This is a genomic window from Streptomyces sp. CAU 1734, assembly GCF_039888735.1.
In the GTDB taxonomy this organism is placed as follows: Bacteria; Actinomycetota; Actinomycetes; order Streptomycetales; family Streptomycetaceae; genus Streptomyces.
The window spans coordinates 73,853-85,308 of the sequence record NZ_JBDQQP010000009.1; the positions used below are offsets into that span (position 1 = coordinate 73,853).

Annotated in this window: 11 protein-coding genes; 5 read left to right on the forward strand and 6 right to left on the reverse strand. The window is 69.9% G+C overall.

The features are described 5' to 3' along the window. Nucleotides 1–78: 78 nt before the first annotated feature. From AAFN69_RS18470 to AAFN69_RS18480, 3 genes are all read left to right on the forward strand, one after another. The gene (locus AAFN69_RS18470; RefSeq protein WP_347729656.1) at nt 79–339 is read left to right on the forward strand and encodes a UBP-type zinc finger domain-containing protein; all 261 of its coding nucleotides are present in this window, start codon (nt 79–81) and stop codon (nt 337–339) included. Nucleotides 340–763: 424 nt separating this feature from the next. Then, a complete protein-coding gene (locus AAFN69_RS18475) occupies nt 764–1,177 on the forward strand; it encodes an anti-sigma regulatory factor (protein WP_347729657.1) in 414 nt (137 codons plus the stop codon). Between the two features lie 17 nt (nt 1,178–1,194). Continuing rightward, nucleotides 1,195–2,241, forward strand: coding sequence for an RNA polymerase sigma factor SigF (locus AAFN69_RS18480; RefSeq protein ID WP_347729658.1), 1,047 nt, complete (start codon nt 1,195–1,197; stop codon nt 2,239–2,241). Between the two features lie 118 nt (nt 2,242–2,359). Here AAFN69_RS18480 and AAFN69_RS18485 read toward each other — a convergent pair whose 3' ends face one another. Next, nucleotides 2,360–2,776 carry a hypothetical protein gene (locus AAFN69_RS18485; protein WP_347729659.1) on the reverse strand — a complete coding sequence of 139 codons (417 nt, stop codon included), beginning with the start codon at nt 2,774–2,776 and terminating at the stop codon, nt 2,360–2,362. 187 nt (nt 2,777–2,963) lie between these two features. Between AAFN69_RS18485 and AAFN69_RS18490 the strand changes: the two genes are divergently transcribed. Then, nucleotides 2,964–3,932 (forward strand): diacylglycerol kinase family protein, encoded by a 969-nt coding sequence (locus AAFN69_RS18490; protein WP_347729660.1) that lies wholly within the window; start codon nt 2,964–2,966, stop codon nt 3,930–3,932. 317 nt (nt 3,933–4,249) lie between these two features. After that, the gene (locus tag AAFN69_RS18495) at nt 4,250–4,507 is read left to right on the forward strand and encodes a WhiB family transcriptional regulator (protein WP_004937597.1); all 258 of its coding nucleotides are present in this window, start codon (nt 4,250–4,252) and stop codon (nt 4,505–4,507) included. Nucleotides 4,508–4,911: 404 nt separating this feature from the next. On the opposite strand, the gene AAFN69_RS18500 is transcribed toward AAFN69_RS18495, so the two are convergent. The 5 genes from AAFN69_RS18500 to AAFN69_RS18520 form a co-directional block, all read right to left on the reverse strand. Further along, a complete protein-coding gene (locus AAFN69_RS18500) occupies nt 4,912–6,393 on the reverse strand; it encodes a PAS domain-containing sensor histidine kinase (RefSeq protein ID WP_347729904.1) in 1,482 nt (493 codons plus the stop codon). A gap of 393 nt (nt 6,394–6,786) precedes the next feature. Next, nucleotides 6,787–7,857 carry an SIS domain-containing protein gene (locus AAFN69_RS18505; RefSeq protein ID WP_347729661.1) on the reverse strand — a complete coding sequence of 357 codons (1,071 nt, stop codon included), beginning with the start codon at nt 7,855–7,857 and terminating at the stop codon, nt 6,787–6,789. A 93-nt stretch (nt 7,858–7,950) separates the two neighbouring features. After that, nucleotides 7,951–9,501: a glycoside hydrolase family 3 protein gene (locus AAFN69_RS18510; RefSeq protein WP_347729662.1), complete on the reverse strand. Its 1,551-nt coding sequence runs from the start codon at nt 9,499–9,501 to the stop codon at nt 7,951–7,953. Nucleotides 9,502–9,510: 9 nt separating this feature from the next. Then, the gene (locus AAFN69_RS18515; protein WP_347729905.1) at nt 9,511–10,392 is read right to left on the reverse strand and encodes a carbohydrate ABC transporter permease; all 882 of its coding nucleotides are present in this window, start codon (nt 10,390–10,392) and stop codon (nt 9,511–9,513) included. A 26-nt stretch (nt 10,393–10,418) separates the two neighbouring features. After that, the gene (locus tag AAFN69_RS18520; RefSeq protein WP_347729663.1) at nt 10,419–11,441 is read right to left on the reverse strand and encodes a sugar ABC transporter permease; all 1,023 of its coding nucleotides are present in this window, start codon (nt 11,439–11,441) and stop codon (nt 10,419–10,421) included. Nucleotides 11,442–11,456 lie beyond the last annotated feature (15 nt).

The following is an 11,456-nucleotide window of genomic DNA, read 5'->3' on the forward strand; positions in this document are numbered from 1 at the left end:
GGGCGGGCGGGACCGCATCGCCGGGGTACGGCGCCGCTCGCCGTGAGGACGGGCGGCCGGCGCCGTACGCTGGCGGACATGAGCGTCTGCACGCATGCGGCGGAGCTGCCACGGCCGGAGCCCGAGCCGCTCTCCCGGACCTGTCCCGAATGCCTGGTGGCCGGGACCCACCCGGTCCATCTGCGGCTCTGCCTGACCTGCGGCCATGTGGGCTGCTGCGACTCCTCGCCGCTGCGCCACGCCTCCGGCCACTTCGCGGAGACCTGCCATCCGGTGATGCGGAGCTTCGAGCCCGGCGAGGACTGGCGCTGGTGCTTCGTGGACGGGGCGGTGGTCTGAGCCCGGCGGGTGCGGCGGAACCGGCGGACGCCGGGACACGGCGGGAACGCGGCGGGCGCGGGCCGCGTTGAGGGGTGTGAGAGACCGGAGACGGACGGCACACGGCGCGCCCGGCGCATCGAGGGGTGCGGTACCGGCGGGGGCGTGCGGCGGGCGGACGGGCGGCGGTTCAGGCGCCCCAGGGGTGGGTACGTCAACCCTCCACCACTTCCTTGTAATTGGGTCCCGCAAACCCCTAGCCACTGTGTGTGGTCATATGCTTACCATGAGTGACAGCGGCTGAGTGTGGGGGCCCGGCGACAGCGCACCATGGATCGCGATAGCGTCGCCGAGCCAGTACCGGCTACGCACGGACTGCGTAGCGACGGCCTCGGGATTCTTCTCCCGGGGCCCGGAAAGAGCTTGTGTCACCTTGGAGGTGAGGGTGTCCCAGATCGCAGGCGAGCCCGGGACCCAGGACTTCGTGGAAGTCCGGCTGCCCGCTGCGGGTGCCTATCTGTCGGTGTTGCGGACGGCCACGGCCGGTCTCGCAGCACGTTTGGACTTCACCCTCGACGAGATCGAGGATCTTCGGATCGCCGTGGACGAAGCCTGCGCGATTCTGTTGCAGCAGGCCGTCCCCGGTTCTGTCCTCAGTTGTGTCTTCCGGCTCATCGACGACTCGCTGGAGGTCACGGTCTCCGCGCCGACGACCGACGGCCGCGCGCCCGAGCGCGACACCTTCGCCTGGACGGTTCTCTCCGCCCTGGCCGGAAAAGTCGACTCCTCGGTCGCCGAAGACCGTACGGTCTCGATCAGCCTGTACAAACAGCGCGGCGCGGGACCCGGGCCGGCGTGAGAGACGAGGACGGTCCGATGCGGAAGGAGGACGGTCCGGTGCGGAATGAACCACCCTCTGTGCGTGACTTTCCCGAGCAGCAGGCCCGGCCCCATCCGGTGGACGGGCCGGCCGGTCCGCCGCCGGCGGGACAGCCGGAGCGGGCGCTGCCGGAGCGGCCGGATCCGGGACGGCCGGAACAGCCCGAGCCACCGGAGCGGGCCGACCCGGCCGGGGCGCCCGGCCGGAGCGGGCAGACCGGGCAGGCGGCCGAGCTGCCCGATCAGAGCGAGCAGGTGAGCGAGGACAACCACGGCCGGCAGCCGGATCCCCGCGACCGCAGCGGGGCGCGGCTCATGTTCATCCGGCTCCGGGAGCTGCCCGACGGTTCGGCGGACCGCGCCGAGCTGCGCAATCAGCTGGTCCGGATGCATCTGCCGCTGGTCGAGCATCTGGCCCGGCGGTTCCGGAATCGCGGTGAGCCGCTGGACGACCTCACCCAGGTCGCCACGATCGGCCTGATCAAGTCGGTGGACCGGTTCGACCCGGACCGGGGGGTCGAGTTCTCGACCTATGCCACCCCGACCGTGGTCGGCGAGATCAAGCGGCACTTCCGGGACAAGGGCTGGGCGGTGCGGGTGCCGCGCCGTCTCCAGGAGCTGCGGCTGGCCCTGACGACGGCCACCGCCGAGCTCTCGCAGCAGCACGGCCGCTCGCCGACCGTGCACGAGCTGGCCGAGCGGCTGGGGATCTCGGAGGAGGAGGTCCTGGAGGGCCTGGAGTCGGCGAACGCCTACTCCACGCTCTCGCTGGACGTCCCCGACACCGACGACGAGTCCCCGGCGGTCGCGGACACCCTCGGCGCGGAGGACGAGGCGCTGGAGGGTGTGGAGTACCGGGAGTCGCTGAAACCGCTGCTGGAGGATCTTCCGCCGCGGGAGAAGCGGATTCTGCTGCTGCGCTTCTTCGGCAACATGACCCAGTCGCAGATCGCGCAGGAGGTGGGCATCTCGCAGATGCACGTCTCCAGACTGCTGGCCCGCACCCTGGCCCAGCTGCGGGAGAAGCTGCTGGTGGAGGAGTAGCCGGACACCGGTGCACGGCGGTCGCGGACGGGTTCGGTGAGCCCGTCCGCGTCGCTGTTCCCTCCCCCTCGGGCGGACAGCGGCGCGCATGGGGCCCCGCGGACGAGCCGGTCGCGGATCAGGCGTCGCGGGTGCCCGGGCCCCGGATGCCCAGGGCCTCGGTCGTGGTCGGGTTGATGATCAGCACCAGCCCGCCGACGGCCACCGCCGCGACCAGGATTCCCAGCGGGATCAGGCCACCGGAGGAGCGGAGCAGGGTCCACGCGGGGATCAGCGCCATCAGATGAGTGATCAGCGCCGGGCCCCGGCTCCAGCTCCGCCGCAGCAGCAGACCGCGCGCGGCGGCCAGCGGAATGACACCGAGGGCGATCATCGTCAGGCCGCCCATCTCCGCCTGAGTGGGGCTCTCCGGCCGTCCGAGCAGGCCCATGACCAGCATGTAGACGCCATAGGCGACCAGGGTCAGGCCCTCCAGGCCGGAAACCGCCGCGGCGGCGGTCAGACGGGCGGGGCGGGGGGTCTGCTCAGTACTCACCCCAGCAGGGTACTGGGCGCGGGCACCCCGCCCCGGTCCCGGCACCGGGTGCCGGCGGGAGGGCCGCCGGAGCCCGGCACGGCTCCCCGCGGCACCCCCGTGCGGGCACCCCGGCGGGGGCCCGGCGACCGCTCACCGCTCCACCCGGGACTGGGACCGTCCGCCGCCCGTGGGTACGCTGCATCCCATGCGCGCACTTCTCGTGGTCAACCCGGCAGCAACCACCACCAGTGCACGCACCCGTGATGTGCTCATCCACGCCCTCGCCAGCGAGATGAAGCTGGAGGCCGTCACCACCGAGTACCGGGGCCACGGCCGGGATCTGGCCCGCCGGGCCGCCGACTCCGACGACATCGATCTGGTGGTCGCCCTGGGCGGCGACGGCACCGTCAATGAGGTCGTCAATGGTCTACTCCACAACGGTCCCGACCCGGACCGGCTGCCCCGTCTCGCGGTGGTCCCGGGCGGTTCGACCAATGTCTTCGCCCGCGCCCTCGGGCTGCCGAACGACGCCGTGGAGGCGACCGGCGCGATTCTGGACGCGCTGAGCACCAGAAGCGAGCGGACGGTGGGCCTCGGGCTCGCCTCCGGCACCCCGGGGACACCGGACGAGGGGGTGGAGTCCCGCTGGTTCACCTTCTGCGCGGGGGTCGGATTCGACGCGAGTGTGATCGGCCGGGTGGAGCAGCACCGGGAGCGCGGAAAGCGCTCGACCCACGCTCTCTATGTGCGTCAGGTGCTCCGGCAGTTCCTCGACGAACCGCACCGCCGGCACGGAATGATCACTCTGGAGCGTCCGGGCGCCGCACCGGTCACCGATCTGGTGGCCTCCATAGTCGCGAACACCTCACCCTGGACCTTCCTCGGCAATCGCCCGATCTACGCGTCGCCGAAGGCGTCCTTCGACACCGGTCTCGACGTTCTCGGCCTCTCCCGGCTGTCGACCCCCGCGGTCGCCCGTTACGCCACTCAGCTGCTCACCTCGAGCCCCGAACGAGGGCCGCACGGCAAGCACGCGGTCACTCTCCATGACCTGAGTGACTTCACCTTGAATTCAAAGGTTCCACTGCCATTTCAGATGGACGGTGACCATCTGGGAGTGCGTACGAGCGTGACGTTCACAGGCGCACGCCGTGCACTGCGTGTGATTGTGTGAGTGGATAGGCCGAAGGGCCTTTATCTCGAACGTACGGACTGGGGTCCACCCCATAGAAGTACGGCTGTGACCTAGTCGACACCGATGAATCCAAAAAAAGTTTCCAGAAGGGGTTGTATCCGTCGCCGAGGTTTGCGAGTCTCTTCATGGCGATCGGGACGGCCCGCAGAATCGGCCCGCAGATCACCGGAACCCCTCCTCAAAACCCTGGACCACGTCACCTTGCGTGACTGTCGGCCCTTCCGTTGTGGGGGGATTCGTGAAAGCGTTCACATTCACAAGCAACCTGCAAGTAATACCAAGGAGAGGTAGCAGCCATGGACTGGCGTCACAACGCCGTTTGCCGCGAGGAAGACCCCGAGCTCTTCTTCCCCATCGGCAACACCGGTCCTGCGCTGCTGCAGATCGAGGAAGCCAAGGCCGTCTGCCGTCGCTGCCCCGTCATGGAGCAGTGTCTGCAGTGGGCGCTTGAGTCCGGCCAGGACTCCGGCGTCTGGGGTGGCCTCAGCGAGGACGAGCGCCGCGCAATGAAGCGCCGCGCCGCTCGCAACCGGGCGCGCAACGCAACCGCCTGATTGCCACCGCAGCGAGCCTGAGCCTCCGGCGGCGCGTACAGCACGTACGCACTCACCGCCCACGAGTCGCAGCGCGCAGCAGTACATACCCACAGCATTCGAGCCCCGGACCGCATTCCATCGGTCCGGGGCTCGCTGCTGTGCGGAGTGACCCGGCGCACATTCCGGTGCGCACCCCGGCATCCGCGCCCGGCGCATCACTGGAGCGCGGCTCGAAAATGACTCGAACGCCGGTGAACTCGACTGTCGGCACACCCGGTTGGGCGAACACCGGCGGAGTAACACAGATGTCCGAAGAAGGGCCCGGCACGACTCCCGGAAGAGCCCGGGAAGAGCCCCGCGAGAACCTCTCCGAAGCCGGACCGGAATACCGGGTGCACTAATTCGGCAACAGTCGCCGGCCGCTACTTGGGAGCGCGAACGGGAATGTCGAGTACCACCCGTGTGCCGCGCTCGGGAGCGGGTACCGGAAGCATGTCGAATGCGCCGCCCAACTCGCCCTCCACCAGGGTCCGCACGATCTGGAGACCGAGATTTCCGGCGCGCTGCGGATCGAAGCCCCCGGGCAGTCCGCAGCCGTTGTCCTGAACGGTGATGAGCAGCCGGCCCGCGGTCTCCTCACCGCGCGCCTCACCGCGTACCGCCGCGACCTCCACCGCGCCCCGCTCACCCGCCGGGAAGGCGTGTTCCAGCGCGTTCTGGAGCACCTCCGTGAGCACCATCGAGAGCGGGGTGGCCACCTCCGCGTCGAGAATGCCGAAACGCCCCGTACGGCGGCACTCGACCTTTCCCGGGGAGATCTCGGCGACCATCGCGATGACCCGGTCGGCGATCTCGTCGAACTCGACCCGCTCGTCGAGGTTCTGGGAGAGGGTCTCGTGCACGATGGCGATCGAACCAACCCGCCGCACGGCCTCGTTGAGGGCCTCCCGGCCCCGCTCGGAGTCCATCCGGCGCGCCTGGAGCCGCAGCAGCGCGGCGACGGTCTGGAGGTTGTTCTTCACCCGGTGGTGGATCTCCCGGATGGTGGCGTCCTTGGTGATCAGCTCGCGCTCGCGGCGGCGGAGCTCGGTGACATCGCGGAGCAGGACCAGGGAGCCGATCCGGGTGCCCTTGGGCTTGAGCGGGATGGCGCGCAGCTGGATCACCCCGCCGTTGCCCTCCACCTCGGTCTCCCGGGGGGCCCAGCCGCTGGCGAGCTTCTCCAGCGCCTCGTCCACCGGGCCGCGGGAGGGGGCGAGTTCCGCGGTGACCCGGCCCAGATGATGGCCCACCAGATCCGAGGCGAGGCCGAGCCGGTGGTAGGCGGAGAGGGCGTTCGGGCTGGCGTACTGGACGATGCCGTCGGCGTCGAGCCGGATCAGCCCGTCCCCCACGCGCGGGGAGGCGTCCATGTCGACCTGCTGGCCGGGGAAGGGAAAGGTTCCGGCGGCGATCATCTGGGCGAGGTCCGACGCGGACTGGAGATAGGTGAGCTCCAGCCGGGACGGGGTCCGCACGGTGAGCAGATTGGTGTTGCGCGCGATGACACCGAGCACCCGGCCCTCGCGGCGCACGGGAATGGACTCGACCCGCACCGGGACCTCCTCGCGCCACTCCGGGTCTCCCTCGCGCACGATCCGGCCCTCGTCGAGCGCGGCGTCGAGCAGCGGGCGGCGCCCGCGCGGGACCAGATGGCCGACCATGTCGTCGTGGTACGAGGTGGGGCCGGTGTTGGGCCGCATCTGCGCCACCGAGACATAGCGGGTGCCGTCCCGGGTGGGGATCCACAGGACGAGGTCGGCGAAGGAGAGGTCGGAGAGCAGCTGCCACTCCGAGACCAGCAGATGGAGCCAGTCGAGGTCGGATTCGCCGAGGGCGGAGTGCTGGCGTACGAGGTCGTTCATGGAGGGCACAGCTGCGAGCGTACCCGCGCGGTGAACGGAGGGCTCCGGTCGGCCGGGCCGGCCGCCGCCCGGACCGGAAGGGCCGGAAGCAATCCCCGCGCATCCATGGACACCGCGAATGGTCTAGTCCACAATGAATGACACGAGCTTCCGCTCTCCCCGCACAGGAGAGTGGAACGAGGCCCCGGTGCTCTCTGCCCTGACTGCGCCCGGTCCTCCCCATCGGCCGTGCGAGCCCGCACACTCGCCCGGCCGGAGTACTCCGGGCTGCGGTGCCGGGCGGGTTGAGGGTCCCGCCGGGCGCCGCGGCCCGCGGGTTTTTCCGGACACCTCGGCCCCGTGCGGTGAAGTGAAGTGCGCCGCCCCGTGCGGTGAAGTGCGCCGTCCCGCGTCTCAGTGAGTCTCCGTCACCTTGGCCAGCGCCCTGGGCGCGTCCGGGTCCTGGCCCCGGGCGATGGTCACCTCGTACGCCAGCAGTTGCAGCGGCAGGATCTCCAGAATCGGCTGCAGGTCCTCCGGGACCCCCGCCACGGGCAGGACGAAGCCCGCCGACGCCGCCGCGACCTGGGGCCGCGGGCCCACCACCACCAGATCCGCGCCCCGGCCGCGCAGCCGGTCGAGCACCGGTTGCAGCGCCTGGCCGCCCTTGCCGTCGGTGACCACCGCGATCACCGGGGAGATGTTGTCGACCATGGCCAGCGGTCCGTGCAGCAGATCCGCGCCCGAGTACGACAGGGCGGGGATATAGCTCGTCTCCATGAGCTTCAGCGCCGCCTCCTTCGCCGTGGGATAGCCGTATCCCCGTGAGGTGATCACCATCCGCTCGGCGAACCGGTACCGGCCGGCCAGGGCGCGCACCTCGTCCCGGCGGGCCAGGATCTGCTCCGCCAGTGCGGGGAGCCGGTCCGCCGCCGCGCCGTCGCCGCCGCGCAACCCCGCCACCAGGAGATGAAGGGCGAGCAGTGAGGCCGTATAGGTCTTGGTCGCCGGGAGCGCCTTCTCCGGGCCCGCCAGTATGTCGATGTGGAATTCGGAGACCGCGGCCAGCGGGGAGTCCGGATTGTTGGTGACCGCCAGGGTGACGGCGCCCGCCTCCCGGGCCGCCCTGGCCGAGGCGACCAGGTCGGGCGAGCCGCCCGACTGGCTGACCGTGATCACCAGTACGTCCCGCAGCCGGGGCCGCGCCCCGTAGGCGGTGGTGGTGGACATCGAGGTCAGCCCGCAGGGCAGGCCGAGCTGGATCTCCAGCAGGTATTTGGCGTAGAGGGCGGCGTTGTCGGAGGTGCCGCGGGCGGTCAGCAGCACGAAACGCGGCTCCCGGGCGGCGATGGCCCGGGCCACCTCATGGATCTGCGGCGCACCCCTGTCCAGGATGCGCCGCAGTACCTCGGGCTGTTCCGCCATCTCGCCGGACATGATCCGGCCGGGGCGTTCGCTCTGTTCGGCCGACTGATTGGCGGACATGCCAGCTGCCTCCCGTGGGCGTACCGGGTGCCGGGGCGGAGGGCCCGGTGCACTGCGGCCCGCCGGCCCCGGCACAAGCATGGTCCGCGTCGGTCAGGCCCCGGCGGCTCCGCCGGTGATGACCTCCGCGGCGGCCCGTCCGCAGACGCGGGCGGCGCCGTGGGTCGCGATGTGCAGCGCCCCCTTGGGAGCGGCCCGGTTCACACCCATCTCGACCACGACCGTGTCCGGCCGGGCCTCGACGACCGCGTCGAGCGCCGCCGCCATCCAGGGGTGGCGGTGGACATCGCGTACCACTGCGACGATCCTACGGTCTGCCGCCCGGGCCAGCATGTTCCCGACCAGCTCCGCCGTCTGCGCGGACGGGTCACTGAAGGTCTCGGTGACGGTGTCCGGCAGCAGTTTCACCAGCTCGGGAGCCACCCCCCAGGGGGTCTCGGCGCCGACGGCGATATTGGCCTCGGGTGCGAAGGAGGCGACATACGGGCCGGCCGTGACCGGCTCGTACGGCAGCGAACCCGCGGTGACCCGGATGGCGCGGCGGGCGGCGACCAGGCCGACATCGGAGCGTCCGGTGCCGGGCGCGGTCCCCTCCTGCTCCTCCGCGCCCGGCACCGGGACGGCCTTCCTGGCCCGGCGCGTCCAGTCGGCGAGGGCACGTACCCGTGCCGCCGCGTCGGCCAGCCGCTCCTCGGCCAGGTCACCGCTGCGGACCGCGGCGACGATCGCGTCGCGCAGCCGCAGCACGGTCCCCTCGTCCGCCAGCCCGCCGCCGACGCAGATCGCGTCGACGCCCGCGGCCAGCGAGAGAACGGTCCCGCGCTCGATGCCATAGGTGGAGGCGATGGCCTGCATCTCGATGCCATCGGTGATGATCAGGCCCTCGAAGCCCAGCTCCTCGCGGAGCAGACCGGTGAGGATCCGCCGGCTCAGCGTGGCCGGGTTCTCCGCGTCGAGCGCCGGTACGAGGATGTGCGCACTCATCACGGCCTTGGTGCCGGCCGCGATGGCGTCGCGGAAGGGCGGCAGGTCGCGGGCGTACAGGGTGTCCAGACCGACATCGATCCGGGGCAGCGCGTGGTGCGAGTCCACATTGGTGTCGCCGTGCCCGGGGAAGTGCTTCACGCAGCCGGCGACGCCGGCGGCCTGCATGCCCTCCACATAGGCGATGGTGTGCCGGCCGACGAGTCCCGCGTCGGCGCCGAAGGCACGCACACCGATGACGGGGTTGTCGGGGTTGGCGTTGACATCGGCGGACGGCGCCCAGTTGAGGTCGACGCCGCAGTCGGCGAGCCGCCGGCCGAGTTCCCGGGCCACATCACGGGTGAGGTCGATGTCGTCGACCGTGCCGAGGGCGTAGTTGCCGGGGAAGGAGGAGCCGTCGCGCACCTCCAGGCGGGTGACGTCACCCCCTTCCTCGTCGATGGCGACGAGAACGTCGTCGCGCTCGGCCCGGAGCTGGGCGGTGAGCGCGGTCAGCTGCTCGGGGGTGACGATGTTGCGGCCGAAGAGGCCGACGGCGGAGAGTCCCTCGCCGATCTGCCTGAGCAGCCACTCGGGGGCGGTGGTGCCCACAAAGCCCGGCTGGAGAACGGTCAGCGCATCGCGGGTGAGGGTGTCGGACCCGCGTACAACGGTGGTCATGGGTCCGCGTTATCCCTTCACTGCGCCGGAGGTGAGACCCGCGGCCATCTTCTTCTGGATGAACATGAAGAAGATGACGACGGGGATGGCGATCATCGTGGAGGCGGCCATCAGGGCGCCGTAGTCGACTCCGCGCGAGGTGGTGAAGTTGGAGAGCCACACATTGAGCGTGTACTTGTCGTTGTCCTGGAGGACGACATACGCCAGCAGGTACTCGTTCCACGCGTTGATCAGCGAGTAGATCGACGCGGCGGCGAGGCCCGGGGCGAGCAGCGGGAAGATGACCCGCCAGAAGGCGCCCATCTGGCTGCACCCGTCGACCATCGCGGACTCCTCCAGCTCCTTCGGGATATTGATCACGAAACCGCGAATCATCCACGTGGCGAAGGGAAGAGTGGAGACGAGATAGATGACGATGACGCCCCAGTACTCGTTCAGCGCGCCGAACTCATTGAGCTGGAGGTAGATCGGGATGAGCATCGCGGTCGGCGGCAGCAGCTGGACCATGATGAGCACGATCATGAAGGCCCGGCGGCCGAAGAACTTGAAGCGGCCGATGGCGTACGCGGCGACGGTCGCCATGATCATGGCACCGACGACGGCGGTGATGCAGATGATCAGGCTGGACTGGATCGCGGTGTAGAAGTTCTCGTAGTCCGCGGCCCGGGCGAAGTTGTCGAAGGTGATCGACGACGGCCACAGGGTCTGGTCGTAGCTGCGGATCTCGTGGTTGGGGCGCAGGGCGCTGATCACGAGCCAGTACACCGGGAAGACCATGACCAGGGCGGTCAGGACTCCCAGGGCGTTGTAGACGTACCGGTTCTTGCTCTTCGGGTCGCTGCGGAGCTTCTGGGGCTCACGGGCGGCACCGGAGGATTCCGGGGCGTTCACGGTCTTCGGCGTGGAGGCGGTGGTGCTCACTCGACCTCTCCGATCTTGAGCAGCTGGCGCAGGTAGTACACGGCGACACCGGACAGCAGAAGCACGGTGATCAGGGAGACCGCCGCGCCCTGGCTGAAGGAGTTGGACTCGAACGCCTTGTTGAAGGCGTAGAGGCCGAGCACCTCGTACTCGGGCTCGGGCTTGGTGCCGCGCATCAGCCATACCTGGCCGAGGACATTGAAGTCCCAGATCACCGACAGGGTGGCGACCATCTGGAAGACGGGCTTGATCACCGGGAAGGTGACATAGCGGAACTGACCGAAGGCGTTGACACCGTCGATCGACGCGGCCTCCTCCAGCTCCTTGGGGACCTGCGTGAGGGCGGCGTACAGGGTGATCGCGACGAAGGGGATGGCACCCCAGACGACGACCGCGCCGATGATGACGAAGCCCTGCTTGTAGTCGAGCCACCAGTTGTGGCCCTGGAAGTCGAGACCCAGGTACTTGGTCAGGACCATGTTGACGACGCCGTAGTCGGAGTCGGAGAACCACCGGAAGATCGACGCGGCGACCATCAGCGGGATGGACCAGGCGGCGATGAGCACGGCGGTCACGATCAGCCGGGCCCACGTCGACATGCGCTGCATCATGAGCGCGATGGCGAGGCCGAAGACGAGCGTGGTGATCACACAGGCGGCCATGAAGACGATGGTCAGAACGACCGAGTCCCAGAAGGCCGAGTCACCGAAGACGTTGGTGAACTGCTCCAGGCCCACCCACGGCGGGGCCTCGCCTGTCCACAGTTCCTTGCGGCCCACGTCCTGGAAGGACATGATCGTCGTCCGGATCAGCGGCCAGACGAAGACGGCCGCGATGGCGATGACCGTCGGGCCGATCAGGAGGTAGGGCAGGAGCGCGCCGCGCTTGCGTCCGCGGGGTCCGACTCCCCCCGGTGTCTTGGGTTCATGCACTTCGGGGCGTCTCTTGTCGGACGCCGCCGAGTCGGAGGCTTGGGGGTCGGGCCCCCCGGGGGTCTGCAGCATGTCGGCGGCACTCATGGGAGCGTGGCCTTC

Excerpts from the sequence above, each read along its gene's own strand:
- AAFN69_RS18470 (WP_347729656.1), top strand. The coding sequence starts at position 79 with ATGAGCGTCTGCACGCATGCGGCGGAGCTGCCACGGCCGGAGCCCGAG.
- AAFN69_RS18480 (WP_347729658.1), top strand. The coding sequence starts at position 1,195 with ATGCGGAAGGAGGACGGTCCGGTGCGGAATGAACCACCCTCTGTGCGT.
- AAFN69_RS18490 (WP_347729660.1), top strand. The coding sequence starts at position 2,964 with ATGCGCGCACTTCTCGTGGTCAACCCGGCAGCAACCACCACCAGTGCA.
- AAFN69_RS18495 (WP_004937597.1), top strand. The coding sequence starts at position 4,250 with ATGGACTGGCGTCACAACGCCGTTTGCCGCGAGGAAGACCCCGAGCTC.
- AAFN69_RS18500 (WP_347729904.1), bottom strand. The coding sequence starts at position 6,393 with ATGAACGACCTCGTACGCCAGCACTCCGCCCTCGGCGAATCCGACCTC.
- AAFN69_RS18505 (WP_347729661.1), bottom strand. The coding sequence starts at position 7,857 with ATGTCCGCCAATCAGTCGGCCGAACAGAGCGAACGCCCCGGCCGGATC.
- AAFN69_RS18510 (WP_347729662.1), bottom strand. The coding sequence starts at position 9,501 with ATGACCACCGTTGTACGCGGGTCCGACACCCTCACCCGCGATGCGCTG.
- AAFN69_RS18520 (WP_347729663.1), bottom strand. The coding sequence starts at position 11,441 with ATGAGTGCCGCCGACATGCTGCAGACCCCCGGGGGGCCCGACCCCCAA.